The sequence below is a fragment of the Massilia brevitalea genome (genome assembly GCF_030711405.1).
Taxonomy (GTDB): domain Bacteria; phylum Pseudomonadota; class Gammaproteobacteria; order Burkholderiales; family Burkholderiaceae_D; genus Telluria; species Telluria brevitalea.
The window spans coordinates 38,451-55,209 of record NZ_JAULSI010000040.1 but is presented as its reverse complement, the minus strand read 5'-3'; the positions used below and the strand labels follow the sequence as shown (position 1 = coordinate 55,209).

The 16,759-nt window shown below is 50.4% G+C and carries 11 protein-coding genes; 3 read left to right on the top strand and 8 right to left on the bottom strand.

Annotated elements, in window-relative coordinates:
* Nucleotides 1–1,186: 1,186 nt before the first annotated feature.
* From QWL29_RS21355 to QWL29_RS21345, 3 genes are all read right to left on the bottom strand, one after another.
* A complete protein-coding gene (locus QWL29_RS21355; RefSeq protein ID WP_305824892.1) occupies nucleotides 1,187–1,390 on the bottom strand; it encodes a cold-shock protein in 204 nt (67 codons plus the stop codon).
* A gap of 410 nt (nucleotides 1,391–1,800) precedes the next feature.
* A complete protein-coding gene (locus QWL29_RS21350) occupies nucleotides 1,801–2,898 on the bottom strand; it encodes a GGDEF domain-containing protein (RefSeq protein WP_305824891.1) in 1,098 nt (365 codons plus the stop codon).
* Nucleotides 2,899–3,193: 295 nt separating this feature from the next.
* A complete protein-coding gene (locus QWL29_RS21345) occupies nucleotides 3,194–3,433 on the bottom strand; it encodes a hypothetical protein (protein ID WP_305824890.1) in 240 nt (79 codons plus the stop codon).
* Between the two features lie 1,003 nt (nucleotides 3,434–4,436).
* Between QWL29_RS21345 and QWL29_RS21340 the strand changes: the two genes are divergently transcribed.
* The gene (locus QWL29_RS21340) at nucleotides 4,437–6,296 is read left to right on the top strand and encodes a hybrid sensor histidine kinase/response regulator (RefSeq protein WP_305824889.1); all 1,860 of its coding nucleotides are present in this window, start codon (nucleotides 4,437–4,439) and stop codon (nucleotides 6,294–6,296) included.
* 1,568 nt (nucleotides 6,297–7,864) lie between these two features.
* A complete protein-coding gene (locus tag QWL29_RS21335) occupies nucleotides 7,865–8,788 on the top strand; it encodes a DUF4344 domain-containing metallopeptidase (RefSeq protein ID WP_370663729.1) in 924 nt (307 codons plus the stop codon).
* Between the two features lie 147 nt (nucleotides 8,789–8,935).
* Here the strand turns inward: QWL29_RS21335 and QWL29_RS21330 are convergent, their stop codons facing one another.
* From QWL29_RS21330 to QWL29_RS26840, 5 genes are all read right to left on the bottom strand, one after another.
* Nucleotides 8,936–12,094 carry a DEAD/DEAH box helicase gene (locus QWL29_RS21330; protein WP_305824887.1) on the bottom strand — a complete coding sequence of 1,053 codons (3,159 nt, stop codon included), beginning with the start codon at nucleotides 12,092–12,094 and terminating at the stop codon, nucleotides 8,936–8,938.
* Nucleotides 12,084–12,914, bottom strand: coding sequence for a Hachiman antiphage defense system protein HamA (locus tag QWL29_RS21325; protein ID WP_305824886.1), 831 nt, complete (start codon nucleotides 12,912–12,914; stop codon nucleotides 12,084–12,086). Before QWL29_RS21325 ends, QWL29_RS21330 begins: the two co-directional genes overlap by 11 nt.
* Before the next feature lie 354 nt (nucleotides 12,915–13,268).
* Nucleotides 13,269–14,567: a type II toxin-antitoxin system HipA family toxin gene (locus QWL29_RS21320; protein WP_305824885.1), complete on the bottom strand. Its 1,299-nt coding sequence runs from the start codon at nucleotides 14,565–14,567 to the stop codon at nucleotides 13,269–13,271.
* Nucleotides 14,564–14,908, bottom strand: a complete 345-nt coding sequence (locus QWL29_RS21315; RefSeq protein ID WP_370663728.1) for a helix-turn-helix domain-containing protein — start codon at nucleotides 14,906–14,908, stop codon at nucleotides 14,564–14,566. The genes QWL29_RS21320 and QWL29_RS21315 overlap by 4 nt, the downstream gene beginning before the upstream one ends.
* Nucleotides 14,909–15,323: 415 nt before the next feature.
* Nucleotides 15,324–15,722, bottom strand: coding sequence for a GAF domain-containing protein (locus QWL29_RS26840; protein ID WP_370663727.1), 399 nt, complete (start codon nucleotides 15,720–15,722; stop codon nucleotides 15,324–15,326).
* Between the two features lie 419 nt (nucleotides 15,723–16,141).
* Here QWL29_RS26840 and QWL29_RS21305 point away from each other — a divergent pair, with 419 nt between their 5' ends.
* A complete protein-coding gene (locus QWL29_RS21305; protein WP_305824882.1) occupies nucleotides 16,142–16,552 on the top strand; it encodes a hypothetical protein in 411 nt (136 codons plus the stop codon).
* Nucleotides 16,553–16,759 lie beyond the last annotated feature (207 nt).

Below are 16,759 nucleotides of genomic sequence, written 5' to 3'. Positions count from 1 at the left end.
GGCGCCGTTCAGTGTCTAGACGGTGGTGGTTTGACGCTTACATTCTAGGCCAGATGATGTCCTGTTTGGAGCACCATAACTTCGCCCTATAAGACTATAAAGAGAGGCCTATTCGGAACTTGCTTCGAGAGTAGTTGACACTATTCTGATTCCACTTGACTACGTTCAGACAACAGCAAGGTATTGAACAGATTCAGTTCATTTGCCGCCATGAAAGTAGCGGTCATCGAAAACTTGCGCAAGATTATGAGGCTCTATGGCGCCTACAGAGGCACACCAAGGGAACGAACGATACCTCGATACTGGCAGCATCGTTACCGAGCCAGCGTTCAGAGATTTGGCTAAGGCGCCAAGCCACACGTCCGCATCGTCCAGCTCGAATACTCCAGCGTGCGTCTCCTCAGCCTGTATGAACTGAAGGTAACCCGCTGGCACTGCCACCCAGGTGTTCGGCGACTTCAGGTTCTTGAGCGTATGGAATTCACCAAGTGAGTCCGGGTTGTCACGACGCAGCAGGTCAGCCGGTGACTTCGCTGGAGTGCGAAGGGCACTGGATAGGCCTTATCTTCATCAATCCGGTATAGTTGATTTAAGAGCATTCGGGTTGACTGGGCAGTTTCGGCTTCATGCCCTTCGAATGTGAAGACCTCCTACTTGGCAAACGCCTCTCAGTGTTCGAATATCATGGGGCCTACGAAGTATGTATGGTCAGGGAAGCTAGTTGTGTCGCTGTAGCAAAGAAGTGGAGCGATTGCACTCGTAGCTAACTCTCGCACTGACGATAGTTCCGATTCCTTACTACCGTCCGAGTGTCCGCATCTTTCTTGCTGACTGCCTGCAGTTTCGTTCGAGCGAATAGCTCAATCACGTTGGGGAAGACTTGGCAAACGACCGAACCTACGTGTGTACGTACCTCTTCGTCCGGTGGTCAACTGTTGCTAGCCTTTTGACTACTTTCGCCGGCCCGCAGCCTGGGGTGAGCAACGAAGCGACCACTCAGCTCAAGAGGTGTCTGGCACCGTGCAGCTAAGTTACCGGTCCAGCCCATGAACGTGCAAGCGCTGAAGCCAATTGTCGCGAAATAATGTGCCACCAGGGCCCGGGTGTGCTTGGCTAATTCGAAGGAAGATGGAGGCGCTTACCGGTGGCTTCCATCCCCGGCCGGCCTAATCGCCTTACGGCTAACTTAAGCCTCTCGAATGTTCGAAGCTTGTTTCCCCTTCGGACCCTGTGTGACGTCGAACTGAACTTTTTGATTTTCCTTCAATGTCTTGAATCCACCCATTGAAATTGACGAAAAGTGCGCGAACAAATCCTCTCCACCGTCATCTGGTGTGATGAAGCCGAAACCTTTGGAATCGTTAAACCATTTCACTGTACCGGTTGCCATGTTGCCCTCTCGCATTGACCTATAGGTTACCGACTTGAGGGCGATAGATGTCCTCCGGCCGGGTGATTCGAACTCTCCGTAACCGGAAGCGCCGAAGTTCTATTGTAGCTATGTTGTCAGCAAAGCACGAGCTTTTTGGGGTGCGGGATTATGTTCGTTTTGGCTAGGTGGTTAGGTAGCGGCCAGCACGTCACTGGTCGGTGCCGAGGCTAGCGCTCATTTAACTAAAAGTCTTGCTAGCGGCCCAGCTTGCGGCGCTACGCTTGGAGTACATCGGTCATGCTGCTTTCCCTCGCTCTCCGTGCTTCGCCGTGCCAGCGTTCTATCAATGCGGCTTTACAATTATGAAGGTGGTCGGGCATTACCTTGTTGGCCAAGGGTACTGGACGCGCTGGTGCCGCGCTTTTTTTTCACCTAACAGAAGCAACTCGGCAGTGTGAATTCAACTCACCTTCGCTGGTGAAAGCTCGACTTTCGGAGGTGATAAATCGATTTTTCCCCAGCTTCTTCGCTTGGTACATTAGCTGGTCGGCTGCTTTGAACACGAACCGCGGAGACGTTATTGAAGCCGGCTCAATGTAGTAAATTCCTATACTGGCGCCGAGTGAGCTTTCGAAAAGCCTGCCGACTTCGACTGTCTGCTTCAGAAATCGTGTGAAGGCGGCCTCGAGGTCTTGCCGTGCGCTAAGCTTGCTGACCACGACTGCAAACTCGTCGCCGCCAATTCGTGCGGGCACTCCGAACGGGCTTAGTTCAACGCTAAGACGGTATGCGATATGCTTGAGGACTAAATCGCCACCATCGTGCCCTTGCGTGTCGTTAATCTGTTTAAATCCGTCCAAGTCGAGGAGGATGACAGCGCTGCCGTCCTTCGCAGCGGCGGCACCGTAGCAGACCTCATCAAGAAGTTCATCAAAACCAATTCGATTTCTCAGTCCTGTCATCGCGTCAGTGCGCATTTGAAGTGTGAGCGCATCCGTCAAGCGAAAGACGTACAGAGGGAAGAAGATAGTTGCAAGCGCTAAGCCAGTTCTGATAGTGGGAAATTGCTCCCAGTACGATGAGGACAGCAGTACTGCGCAAGTCAAGGTCGAGCTGAGGGTTGAGAAGAAGACTGCGTAGGTTCTTCCGTAACGTAATCCGCTTCCGAAAGTAAGAAGTAGGGGCATCAATACGAAAGGGGCTGCAACCTCGTCCGTGAAATATAACGTGGCCGCGCATAACAGTTGGTCCAACATTGCGGCAGCAATCCGGCGCACTTGGTCGTTCCCAAAATTCGAACGTACTAAGAGCCAAATTGATGTGGCGAACACCAGGTAAGCGGCCTCAAGCATCCATGCCGCGGCGTACTCAGGAGTGCCCCGATACTGGGTGCTCAGGCCCAGGTAAGCTGCGAACGCTAGAGACCAGCACACGCGTGCGATAGCTTGGCCGCGTTCTGTTGCCAAACCAGGTATCACGAAAAACGGCGCTGGCTTTAGCTTATGTAGTTGTTCTAACGGCATCATGAACTAGTGGAAAGTTTCTTAATAGATATTGTCTCATGTTCATGGCTGTGGTTGCAGAAAAACAATAGCTTCTTACGTTACGGTGGTCATCAATACGGGGCATCAGCAACATACGGGTAGTCGCCAAGAAGTGTCATGAGCAGAGCACGGGTATGTCAGGAAATCGTTTGGCTCCGAGAGGCTGTAAGTACGTCGTCGCGTTAGGCCGGGCGAGAGTGACTCGGCGAGGAGTGGCCGCTTAAGCTCTCGGCGGCCGAAGAAAATGCCCCTTAAACAGATGCTTAAGGGGCATGAATTATTTTTCAGACGTCAACGCCTTTTGCGCCTCAAGATTTTGGAAATGACGTTCGTGAGCAGCCCGTCGTTCATGGCGGAGCATAGTTTCGTTGTCTCGTCTGCGCAATTCGAGTTCATCTGGTACCGAAGAAAGTTCGTTAGTACGCGAAGAATCTCCTTTGTTGAGGCTGAATGTGATAACCGCAGCGATGATAATAATGGCAAGGATGGCGCCGCCGAGGATATAAAATTCTTGCATGTCAGTCCTTTCGTTGTTGGCCTAGCACGTATAGCGACAATTGCACCATTTCAGTAGGTCTTTCGGCCAAATTGTCGTTGCGCATGGTTTCGCAGTGCACTGATTGAAAATGCCTGTTCATGCGACGGTTGGTTTCGGGTGGCGGCTCTCGGGTCGGAAGCTCACGATTCCGCAACGATGCAGCGGTTCCGCTTTGGTCACTCAGCACGCAACCGTAGCGGGCCTTGCTTTGGGCCGTAGGTTAGCCCTTGACGACGCAACGGTTGCTGCAAGTCGTACGAGAATTACGGATGCCGCAATTTGTGTATGACATCGTGACATAACTGATGAAGGCGGCAGAGAGCCCCGTCAAAAGCGGTGTCGCGGCCCGTTGTAGCTCGCTTCGCAAGTTCGAATGCTGTTAGTTGTTCGTTACATATCTCGAGCATCTCACATGCCTACACGCTGCTCAGCATTAAATCGTCGTGAACACAAATTTGCGGAAATGCGTCTTCTTAAAATATGTGCGCAAGATATCGAACTTTGATAGGAGGGAATTTTGGTTTGGGCCGAGATTCGCATTGGTGTCTATCAGGAATCGTGTAGAGAGTCTGGCACTCCAGTGCGACGACACATCCACCGCCTTGCAGAACTTGGCAAGCTCCTCCGCAACCGCAGATTCGAGCTTGAGCTGCGCATCGAAATTTTTGCATACGAAGTTGACTTCTTAGCCACTTTGAACGTCGCTCAGGTCCGTACATAGGTGTTATGCAGACAACCTGCGAACGTCATCCTGTCTACGGCACCTGTTCAAGTATACAATCCGCTCACCAATTTTTTCGTCGAAAGCAACGAGCGTATGAGTTCAACCACAGTCCCGACACTTACATTCCTTTCCGATGGAGGGGAAGCCGGGGCCTTGATGCGCGCCCACGACTGGTCACGGTCTCCCCTGGGGTCACCTCACTTTTGGCCACAGTCATTGCGTTCCATTGTCGGTGTACTACTCAACTCAAAGTTCCCTATGTTTGTCGCCTGGGGTTCCGAATTGGGCTTTCTATACAATGATGCTTACGCAGAAATCCTTGACGAGAAGCATCCGTCAGCGCTTGGCAACCGTTTTCAGGACATTTGGGCTGAAATTTGGAACGATATTCTACCCAGCATTGAGCAAGCGTTGTATGGACAGGCTTCCTTCCATGACAACATGCCTTTGACTCTGAATAGAAAGGGGTACGACGAACAAGCTTGGTTCACCTTTTCGTACTCACCGGTACGCGCTGAAAGCGGCGAAGTGGCAGGAATGTTCTGCGCCGTGATGGAAACGACTGAGCAGGTGCTGGCCGAGCGCCATCGCGCAGAGGAACTCAACCGGCTGCAGCTGCTATTCCAACAAGCTCCAAGTTTTATTGCGGTACTGCGTGGACCAAATCACGTCTTCGAAATTGCTAATGACTCATATTGCCAGCTCGTTGGCCACCGAGATGTGCTTGGGCAACCCATACGCAAGGCGCTACCTGAATTAGCAGGGCAAGGCTTCTTCCGGCACCTAGACCAGGTGTACACAACTGGAGAGCCATTTTTCGGCAATGAACTGCCAGTGGTTTTGCAACGCTCGTCTAATGACGAATTCGAGGAACGCTTCGTTAGCTTTATCTATCAGCCGACTTTGGACCACCGCGGAAACACCACGGGAGTCTTTGTCGAAGGCAACGATGTTACCGAATCAGTCAAGGTCCGTCTGGCGCTGCAGCAGAGCGAGAGCCAACTGAAAGAATCACATCGGCGCAAAGATGATTTTCTAGCCATGCTGGCGCTTGAGCTGCGCAACCCTCTCGCGCCCATCGCCACCGCAGCCGCTCTGCTCAAGTTAAGTACTCTGGACGAATCCCGGGTACGAAAGGCCAGCGAGGTCATCACTCGTCAGGTTGAACACATGACTGAACTGGTGGACGACTTGCTAGATGTCTCCAGGGTGACGCGCGGTCTCGTGACACTCCAGCAAGAGACAATAAACATCAGCAGCGTCGTGGCGGACGCTGCGGAGCAAGTGCATTCGCTCATGGAAACGAAGCGGCAGCATTTCATCGTGCACGTTCCGGATGAGCAACTCTTTGTTAGGGGTGACCGCACCCGCCTGATTCAAGTCGTTTCAAACATTCTCAACAATGCGGCGAAATACACACCAGAAGGCGGGCACATTACGTTACGCGTTGCTGTCGACGACGCGCACGTAGCGGTGACGGTGGACGACGACGGGAGCGGCATTCCTCCGACTTTGTTGCCGCACATTTTTGACTTGTTCACGCAAGCGGAGAGGTCAGCGGACCGCTCACAGGGGGGACTCGGTCTTGGGCTTGCTCTCGTTAAGAGCCTAGTTGAACTTCAGGGCGGAAAAGTCTCAGCACTGAGTGCGGGACTAGGAGAAGGCAGTCGATTTACCGTACGGATGCCGCGAGCTGCGGCAACCAATTTCCTTCCCAAGCGCAGTGCGAGTATGGATGAGGCACCGTGCACGGCCACGAAGCGGGTGCTTGTTGTGGACGATAACAAAGATGCCGCAGAAACGCTGAAATTGTTGCTAGAAGCGGCAGGTCACGAGGTCTTTACTGCAAACTTTGCGCACGAAGCCCTGACCATAGCGCGTGAAACGTCCCCGGAAATTCTCTTTCTAGATATCGGCTTGCCAGATATGGAAGGCTATGAATTGGCGCGTCGACTTCGAGGCCTTCCGGAAACGGCCCACTCATTGCTAGTAGCAGTAACAGGTTATGGGCAGCCGAAAGATAGTGAGCGCGGCATCGAGGCCGGATTCGACCATTATTTGGTTAAGCCGGCCAAAGCTGCGGATGTGCGCAGCTTGCTTTTGAGAACGGAGCATTGAGCACTGCTTTTACGAGTTTGGGGTACGGCCCATCAGCAGCGTTCGAATTATCGGATGTCATTGCTTGCAATTTTTCCAAAAATAATCTAATGGTTGAGCCATTTTAGTATTTAGGACCTCAGTATTATCCTTTCTATAACGCAGGGCAATGTTTGGAAACAGTAGCCTACATAATATTCTTTAACGCTAGGCTAATTACTATTATGTTTTCGTGTTCTGTAACAATGCGGTAAGTTGCGTTTTTGTGAACGGCATGTGTAAGCAGGCATCCACGCCGTTAGCAGAAACTGGCGCGCCGCCTGTTAAAACAGCAATTTTTAGATTAGGTCGCCAAAGTTTTGATTCGCAGGCGAGTTGTTCTATATTTATGGCTCTTGTTCCTGCAATAATTAATACACTACATTGGACTGCGCGGAGGGTGTGCAATACTCTGGCCTCATTTTTTACAGTAATTATATGCAGGTCGGATGTTTGAAGCAAAGAGCAAATCACTGCTGCAAGGGCATTGTCATTGCAAAGTAAAAGAATTATCTGCATAAAGTTTATTTAAAGCGAAAATCTAAGAAAGAGTTTCATGAGCATGATGAGGCGGTCTTGCCCCTTTTGCTCGGTAGGTTATCATAACCATCTGGAAAATGTATAGCAGATGTCGTCTTGCACGGGGTATGTGGTCTGCCTGAACTTCTTTCAAATACCCGCTTCTCAGTTGAATATATTTCACTTGTGAAGGTTGATTGGACTGCAATGGATTTGACTGTGCGATGTCGAGCCAGTGCGATGTTACTGGCCGCGCCGCCGCGCGCCGACTCAGCAGTGTCTTGCGTGGGGGAACGACCGGCGCCGGGCCATGTATCAGTGTCAGCAGTTTAGTAAAGCGGCAGCGTCTTCAGCCCTTCTATCTTGAGCTACCTCTTAATAAATTCGATGCGTTTTTGCAACAGCGTAGACAGTGAAGAACAGCGAGCCGCTGGTTTTGATAACATGTGAATTTCCATGGGGAAATCATCTCGGTGCGCTATCTGGCAGTAGGTCGGGCAAGAAGAATCTTCTGATTTCGATAAGATTTACTTTCTTGCAGCTTGTTCCTCCGTGCTCTGTGTTCAACAAATAGTCCATTCTCCGACGAGCTTCCAAAAATCGAACGCATGCTTGCTCGTCTGCGGCAAGTATGAGTGTCTTTCCTTGCACTGAATAGGTGGAAACTCCGAAGTAGGTCAACGGCAGGCCGTCAAGGACCGGCGCGACAGGATGCGACAACAGTAGAGACACCGTGGGAGCCTCATTTGCTACTACGGAGCTCATTGCGAAAAAGTACAAGCTGAGCGCGATGAGCACTCCTTTTTTGATATACATTTCTTCCTCGGATTTTTGTCAGTCCCGAGGTGTAGCGAGGGAACTTAAATTCGATGTGCAGTCATTTACTCGTGCTCGCGCGCGCATTCCTTATTCTTCTGGCGGTGTTCTGTCCATCCCTGGCGAGGGCAGCATCGTTCGCCTGCGATGGACGGCTTTCTGCTGTTGAGCAAGCAATATGTACGGACAGGCGCCTATCGCAATTAGATGAACGCATGTATTCGTTATATAAGCCCATAAAGAGGGCGTATCCAGAAGCGGTTTTTTCCCAGCGAGACTGGCTGAAGTATGGCCGCAATCGCTGTACTGATAATGCTTGCTTGACACAAGTTTATGAATCGAGAATTCGACAGTTCGAAGCTGGAAGTTTTCGTAACTGGGCCGCTATAAACATGCCGAAAATGGCAGCGGCTGGAAGGGCTGGAGCAGGGGTCAACTACCAAGCTTCACAGAAAAATTCTGCAGCGGCCGCTGAATGGATGCGACAAAACAAGATTTTGGAGACTGGCCTTACGTTTGCTAAGGCAAGATACGCGTACCCAACCAATCTTCAAGTGGCTGCAATGAGCTGCAAGACGCCAAATGCGTTCTACCTTCTGGAGAATGAAATGGTGGTATTTTGTTACGAGCTTACGGAGCGGCTTATCCATCAATACCAGAATGCACTGAGCAATGGTCTAACGACCGAGCAGCAGGCGCTGCAACGACTTTTGTACTCGGTTCACTACGTGCTTCAGCATGAACTTGGCCATGCAGCGTTACACAACCGCAGGGCCAAGCGGAACTTCGGCAATCAGGAGAGCGAAGCTGATAATTTTGCGGCGGTGAGCCTAATCTTGTCAGCTCGGAACGACGCAGACCTGGTCGATATGCTCTTTGGGGTTAAGTACTTTTCGGACGTTTTTCGCCAACAAGGTCTGACGCTCGACGCTTTGACCGACGAACATGATTTGTCAGAGCGACGCTATTACGCATTCGCGTGTTTGGCCGCCGGTGCGAACGCTACGGTTGCACAACAGTTTGTAAAAATCTCGCAGTTCACGGAAGCCAGGGTGAAGCGATGCCAGTTCGACTGGCGTAACGGTAGAGAAGCGATGAGCAACTTGAATACCGCTCAAGCCGCAGCGGTTCGACAGTAAAAACGCAGCCACGGACCAGGTAGCCATCTGCGAACCAACGAAAAATTCTCCTCCGACTGAAGAAGTGCCCGTTATCTCAATGGCGAAGCTGCGATAAGCGTGGCCAATGTAACAAAGTGAACCCCATAAGCTATTAAGCAGCACCTATTACCTCGGGCGTATGGAAACAATGTCGCCAAGGATATCTGTGAAAAAAGAGGGATAGTTCTGCAAGACTTCTTCAATTTCTCCTTGAAACAATGGAATCAATCTTTTAACCTCGGCCACCGTATCGGCCATGTCCCAGATTTCGGCTCCAACAGCTTGCGCCACAATGCGTTCGGCGAAACCTGACTCGAATACCAAAACCGACTTACGGTCCGGTAGGCCATACTTAAGCCTTTTCTGCAAATTGTTGGTCAGTTTCACAAGTTTTTCTCCCTCATCAAACGGGGCTGAGTCCGATATCGACTCGCCTATTGCTGTTAGATAAAGCGGAAATTCATAGGAGAACACTGTTTCACAGACGCCCACTACGATATCTATATTGAATTTTCTTCTTTGCTTTCCATAGGCATAAGTTGCACCTAATTCATTCATGATTTTTAGCAGCTTCTCATAGTTCTGACCGTTCAACCACCCTTCGGCCAACTGAAGTATTGCGTCAGCTGGGGTGGTATCCCGAATGAAGTTATTAGAACTAAGTGAGAATAGTAGAGGAGAAAGGGCGCTAAAAATTTCGGCTTCAGACGTTATAAAAATTAAATGAAATTGGTTCGTTCGCACCCATTCATCAATTTTTAATGCTTGGTCAATACCAAGAAGTGTCTTGCCAAATCTTGCTTGTACTTCGGGGTCTGGAACCGCCGCTCCAATTCTCTTTGCAATATTAGCAAAGACCTCTCTTAACTGAAATTTTTCGTCCTCAGTTGCGAGGAAATGCGCTAGCGTTTCCTGCGCTAACTCTTGTGCCTCACCACTGGATTCTCCTGATAATGAAGCTGCTTGATTTTCCATCAAGAAGCTTTCGACTGTTTCAACCGCACGAAATTTGTTCTGCAGCTGCTTTATGATTTTGCTCGTGGTGAATCCTTCCGTTGGATTCAAAGTTACAAACTGGATGAGGTTGGCCAGGCCGGATTCGCCTTGGGTTGAGAGGATATTAGTGATTAAAGCTGGACTCAGTAGTTCGTAGGTCTTATTTTTGTAATCATTCTCGAGCGGAGCTAGCAGTTCCAGCAATGAGCTGCCCGACCCGATGTTAGAGTCAGTGGCGAATAATTTTAATGCATCGGCCCAGTCATAGCTTCCGCGTCTTTGGTTTCGATTGTCGTACAAGTTTGGGTCCGTAAAGATTACAGTTCCCTCAGTATGCATCCCAGCCCTGCCGACCCTTCCCATCAGGTTTCGAAAATCCCGCGGCTTAATCGAGTCGCTTCCTTGAGATGCATTTGTAATGAACAAATAACGGATAGGCAGATTTACACCTTGAGCAAGAGTCGACGTACAGACCACCAATCGAATTCTTCCATTTCGCATAGCATATTCGATTGCCAAGCGTAGCCCATGGGGCGTGTTGGCATGGTGAGCAAATATTCCTAGGCTTGCTCCTAAAGTTAAATAGGAATTCGGTCCAAAATTGTCGCTGTACAGCTTTACGAAACGGGCAATTTCTTGAGGGTCTGAATGTGTGCTTGGAGGAGGAAGTGCGAAATCTCTACCGAACACTTCTTCTACAGCATCCCGGACAACCTTGGCAGCGGAAAGCTTTGTGCTGCAATATATTGCAACTGCGCCATGTTCAATTTGTTTGATGGCTAAGTAAAGCGCGATGGATGTGCTTTTGTCAGTAGGGAATACGCGGGGTACAGATTCACGGTTAGTAATTGTGAGTTGTTGTGGGCTGATGACCCGGGGAACAAAGAAATCTTGTTCTCCTTCGCCTGCTACGTTAAACACTAGTTGTCCCACTCGACCCGGAGGAAAACTCGCGAAGGCCACTAGGCGTCGGCTCTGCAGTCGCTGGTCAGAAACGACAAGCTCATTGTCGCTAAATAGCCAGGCAGCCATCTCCTGAGCGTTAGTTATCACTGCAGATATAAGGATTGTTTGCGCTCGGTGTGCTAAAATTTTCTTAAGCGATGTCAACAAAAGCTCGTATGTAATACCTCTTGCGCCGGTATCGAACTGATGGCCCTCGTCGAAGATAATGAGCCCTACATCATCAGCCAATTCAGGCTGTTGCCGAAGTGCATAGAGAAGCTTCTCTGGCGTTAAAACAATTACCTTTGGAATAGGACGTGCGTCTACGGAATCCCCAAATACCTCAGCTACGTAGTCGGTCTGAAAGCTGTCCGAAAGTCGATTTACCCTATAATTATCATTTCGAAAAACATTTTCAAGGTCTGTCGAAATTTCTTGGCAGAGCGCCCTGAACGGTGCAACGATAATTGCAAAATTTGTCCGGCCGGACATAAAAGACGAGCGGATTACAATTTCTATTGCCCGGGTTTTTCCCGCACTTGTCGGCATCTGAATAATCGCTGACTCACCTCTGTACAATCCAGCATCGCCTAGGACGCGCTGCGAGGGCCAAAGGTCCCTAATCGCGCTGTCACGCATGAGGTAGCTTTGCCAAGCCTCCACGGAGATGTTAGAGTAATTAGGAAGGAGCTGCCACGCAGAATGTCGCACTCGAGTAAGAGCTATCGCACTCAGCAAATCCGAAAAGAGGAGTTCGTGCGCAGTGCCGCTGTTGTACGCCCACTGAACTAGCTTTTTTGAGCGGGTGCGAACGACTTCGATAGAGGTCCCGAACTGAAAATGGTCGTAAAGTGCCTCAATTACATCTCTTGCGAAGCTGTCGTCGATAGGAACTGCATCGTTGTGTTGTTGCCAGGGACTACTTATTGAAATCCAGATGGCTTTGGCTAGTTCATCATGTTCTGGAAAGCCAAGTTGCACTAGCTTTCGAGCCTGAACGAGAGCCCGACCGGGCATGTCCGCTAAAAAATAGGCGGCTGCAGCTAGCAATCCCAGCTCGAAAGAATATCTTTGGTCAATCTGTGATTCGTCGAATGCTTGAAGCACTTGAGCAGCGAATGCCAAATCGTCGATATCGCTAGTTTTAGGGCGAGCATCTGCGTGACCACGATTTACGGCACTTGCAAAGTCACCTATGGTTCCGATTGCTAGAGGAAACTGCATTTCCAAGTCAAGATTTGGCGGCATCTCGACATGGTGTTCGAGCGGAACACCATACTCGTACATCTTCCCTTTGGATAGTGTGATTGCAGCGGCATATCGAGCTCTTGCGCTAGGCTTCACTGGCTGCCCTTTCATAAAGAAGGTGAACGAACTTCATCATTTCAACGCCATGAATTACAATTAGCGAAAGGTTATCTGCGTTATCGTGGCCGCTAGCGTCGGTACTTGACGTAATTTGAGCAGGGTCGAAGACAGCCTTGCAAAAGAGTGCTGCGGCGCCGGTTTTAAGTTTGTAAGGACGACCCAATGGGTCTTGGAATCTCTCTACTTTTAGAACGTCTTCTTCTTTGCCCTGGTCGTCAAGCCGTTGTTTTATTGCGTTAAGCGACTCGGCTATTCTAAACTTATCCTTTTTTGAATCGACAATAGCGTCCTGTAGTCTCGGCTTGGCCTTCTTTCCTGAAAACTGAGCCTTGGATTCGAAGGAAATTAATATATCCTTTTTGGACGGCGCATCTAGGTCTGTTGAAACTATCTTAAATCCGATAACATCGGTTCCCTTCGGAGATTCGTTTCTCACCATCTTCGATATGTACCGTGTTCGAGGAACCCAATAATTTAGCAACCCTTCAAGCAAGTCTGAAACCAAAATTTCAGCAAAATCACCAGAGCGTGTCGCCGGTCCAAAATCTTGGGTTATATCTGGGAAAACTAGTTGCGTTAGGTATTCTGCCCTAGACAGGTTCGTACCCCTGCGCATTTTGTCTATCTTGCTATCTAGACAATAGTGTTCGCGAAAATGCTTGGCCCATGCATTAAGTGCAGCAGTGTCATTGAAATCAAACTTGAGTTCATAAACTGATATCTCTCGGTTACACTGGCTGGTGAGCCGCTTGACCTTTTTTTTCAACCAAATAACATGCGGTAGTTGCGGGGACATGTAATGCCTTTGGATTTCTGCTGATACCTTGGTTTGACGTACGTAGACAGGTGGTAAAAACTTGAGGTCGCACTGCACTGGTTCTTGATAACGATAAACTTTACCACATAGAATCTATTTCTATTGGAATTTTACGCAAATGGTTGAACATAAATGCAAGGTCGAGATTTAACCAGAACGCCCGCGTTTTAAAGGTATGGGCCGTAAAGAGATGGCCAGAGAAGGGGTGTCGCTATTGGTAACTGAAGATTCTGGCCAAGCAGGCTTCTTTTCAGAAGAGTCCTGCCCGTTTAACTCTCTCGCCAGTGCAAGATATTCAGGCTTTTTCAACGCGGAGACAGATGGTGTCGATGTTTAGGCCAAGGCGACTCCACCGGACAAGCGCTCGGCAATCGCACGTTCCATGTTGTCTGGCGCGCCTCTAAGCAGCTCTGGCCAGTCAGCCTTGGCCTTGTCGACTAGGTTTTTTGCAACCTGTACGATGCGGCCGCGACGCATCACCTTTGCTTTTTCTAGCAATGCGTCAAGGTCATCCCACGTGAATGCTCTCACTGTCTTGTCGATTGCTCGATTGAGGGCGTAGTCTTGTTCGGATACTCCTTCGAAGAATGCTGTAACGCACACTGGGTCGTAAAGCGGTGCCAGCTCGGGGTGGACTCCGTCCGGATAGCGAAACGCCCAGTTCTTCAAGTGCGCATCGGTGTTACCCATCAGGATGAACGTGACGAAGCGATTGACGAATTCCTGCACGTCTTGCGCCGGCCTCGCTGACAGCTGGTCGATAATGCGCAGCATATCCGAGTAATCTTTTTGAAGCCCTTTTCCGTACTTATGTTTGGGGTCGTACCGCAACACCTGAGCGAACTCTTCCATATGTATGCGTTGGCCGGCTAGGCCGCGGTCAAATCGCTCAACCGCCAGAATTTCCTCGAACGGGACGTTTTCTGGCAATTCTGCATCGTTGCGCGAAATCACGGACACATTAGCGCAGTCGAGACCCAGAGCTTTGCAGAGTTGAAACCCCATAAATTCGTTAGCTACCAAGTCGGGATGCCGAGTGGTCGGCAGCTTTAGGATGTATGAGCCGGCCGCGCCGTGACGTTTGACGACGTATCGGCGCCCCTCAAGCACCGCTGAGAATTTTGTAATTACGCCTGGCAGCGCGGATGCATCTTCTACAGGAAATTCAACGAAACCAGGTTCGAGCACGTCCAGCCCCAGTGCTGTGTGCCAGTGGCGCACGGCATCGGGGATGCCTTCATCGGCGGGAACAGGTTCGACTTCAATTGCCCCCATCAAGTCATGGCCTGCCGCAGCCAACAGCTCGAATTCATCATCCGAGCTACACCCGCGCTGCGCTGCCAGCCGGTCGCGGTTATGCCCCTCAGGCAGCAAATTCTGGAAGTAGGCTGGCCATTTCCCATCGCTGCGCGACAGGCGAATGTCCCTGGGAGCCGTCAGAATCGCTTTCGTGGACGCTTCGCTCGTACCGAAGTAACCTAACGATAGTGTCTGGCGGTTGGCATCGCTGACGTAATCTTCGTTGAATGACACCCGTAGGATGTCACCATACTGTGATAGGTAGCCGATAAGATTTTTGGCGCCAGCCGGGGAGTGCATAAACATCCGTAGGTAACGAATAGATGTGGTCATACCTTACTTTTAGGGGCAGTATGTTTTTTGGGATGTTCATCTGTCTGTAGCAGCTCGTCAATCAATGAGGGCGGCGCGCCGATGCCTGAAGGCTGGCCAAGAAACCGGCCGCCTGACCGTACAAAATCCTCTAGGTCCGGTCGCAACGCTTTCGGCACGAGCATCAGGTCCATGCCGAGCGTACGCGCAAGCACTAGAAGTGTGGACAGGCGTGGGTCAATCTTTCCGGCTTCTGTACGTTGAACAGTCATCCGGCTCAAGCCCGCCCGCTGAGCTAGCATTTCGTGGGTCAGGCTAGAGGCTTTCCGTGCATTTTGTATTTCATCCAAAATATTGCTCACGATAGTACTCATATTTCGTAAATTGAGTATCAAGAGTAACATACCGAAGTAAGTGAGTCAAATCTAAATGAGTAGCATTATACGCAATTAGCATAAAATGAGTACTATCCAGAGCATTTTAGTGAGCCAAGAATTTCGTGAAAGCTAGCGATATTGAGCGATGTCAGAATGTCATAGTGCCAATTAGACACTGGATATTGTGGTGTGCTTGACGTCGCCTTCTAACGAGCAAACAAGGAGTGCGCACATCAGACTTACCTCGTAACCTCCTAGAGCAACAATGTCCGCCCTTGTTGGTAAATTGCTACTTGGCACTTTTAGCGGTAGTGGACAAGACGATGGGGAACTGGTAGTCGCGCGCGACATTCGTAAACTCGATATAGAGATGGGCCAATCCGCTCATACTCGGAATATCCTAAACTTGGTGGCGATGTTGAACCAGCGTCATGGGTTGCCCATCGCTGTAGACAGGCTGACCGGCATAGAAGCGGATGTTAGGTTCACCGGTGACAAAAGGATTGTCTGCGAAGCGCTGGTCGAGTGTGGCGTTTTCGACGACAAGCATGTCATTCATCTCTACCGCGTGACTACAGAACGCAATGGAACGCGCTGTTTCCTCTACACCGAGTCCGCAGCGTGACTTGAACCATTGCCGGTGCTCATCGACAAGGGATACCAGAGAAATAGGCGCAGCAAGGCACTTTGCAGCTAAACGCGTAAAGCGGTCAAATCGTGGTTCCGGGCGTGTATCGAGAACATCAAGCGCTCGCAGTGCAGCGAGCCTGGCCTTTTCGGTCGTTAGAATAGAAGTCACAGTTCAGTTGGTATGAGTCCCGCCGATGGGAAGTTGCCAGAACGCGGCTTGATGTCGGGGCAGGTGGGTGCAGGATGGTAGCATGCAGTTCCCAGGGGAAAGTATTTTTTGTGGCGAGAGGGCTAAAGGTGATGTTGTACCCGTCCAACGTTGAGGTACTTGCTTGCATGTTTGAACACGCTCACGTCTTCAAAAATGTGAGCCACTTTCTAGCTCCCGCAGCATACGAAATACGAAACCTTTGACACAGGCACACGCATACGAGGCATCTGTCCTTCCTCGGAACGGGAAATGTTCATTCTATGACCTTACTTCAGTGACCGGAAAGCGTCGCTTTTCGAGCATATAGCGTCGCCACAGCGCCAATCTCGTCACCAGTCATCGGCCGGGCCCCGCTTCGCATTTGTTACTGCCTAACGTTGCTGCGTTGGACAGTCTTTGAACAAGACTGGCTCGGGCTTGCGTTCCAACATGGCGTGCGAAGCTACTGGAGCATTCGCCTAGGCATCGGTTCTGTTTCGCAATACTCCCCAACTTTCGCAGTTTTAAGAGCAGGTCATTCGCCAAGACTGAAGGCCCCTATTGGCAAGCGTTACCCAAGCATTGCCATCTACAACGCATTTAAAGTACCTCGACCGCGTTTGAAGGTGGACATTGCCGTCATCGCAAGGATTACTGTTGTGCAGTACGCTGCGTTGCCGGCGAAGAGCTTCCGTCAAGCGAGTAATGAAGTCCTGGGCGTCGCATCGAAATCATTCGTTGCGGCAATCGAAAGAATCGAGCAGTTGGGCGGAGCACGTAAACTGACGAGTCAAGGAAAGGCTCAATGAAGGACGTACACGCGCTTAGTCCGAGGAGAGGGCTCAACACACGTGGCCGACGAGAGTAAGCGCGTCAAGCGGGATACCATGGACGCACACTGCGCTGCAGCTAGAAGTGAGGTAGGGCGGGCAAATCCGCCTGAAGTCTGGCTAGAATGTTGGCGCGTTTGCGCGAACAAGACGCCCGAATAAGCGCAATTGTTCGGTCTAGAAGCG

Excerpts from the sequence above, each read along its gene's own strand:
- QWL29_RS21355 (WP_305824892.1), bottom strand. The coding sequence starts at position 1,390 with ATGGCAACCGGTACAGTGAAATGGTTTAACGATTCCAAAGGTTTCGGC.
- QWL29_RS21350 (WP_305824891.1), bottom strand. The coding sequence starts at position 2,898 with ATGATGCCGTTAGAACAACTACATAAGCTAAAGCCAGCGCCGTTTTTC.
- QWL29_RS21345 (WP_305824890.1), bottom strand. The coding sequence starts at position 3,433 with ATGCAAGAATTTTATATCCTCGGCGGCGCCATCCTTGCCATTATTATC.
- QWL29_RS21340 (WP_305824889.1), top strand. The coding sequence starts at position 4,437 with ATGTTTGTCGCCTGGGGTTCCGAATTGGGCTTTCTATACAATGATGCT.
- QWL29_RS21335 (WP_370663729.1), top strand. The coding sequence starts at position 7,865 with ATGTATTCGTTATATAAGCCCATAAAGAGGGCGTATCCAGAAGCGGTT.
- QWL29_RS21325 (WP_305824886.1), bottom strand. The coding sequence starts at position 12,914 with ATGTCCCCGCAACTACCGCATGTTATTTGGTTGAAAAAAAAGGTCAAG.
- QWL29_RS21320 (WP_305824885.1), bottom strand. The coding sequence starts at position 14,567 with ATGACCACATCTATTCGTTACCTACGGATGTTTATGCACTCCCCGGCT.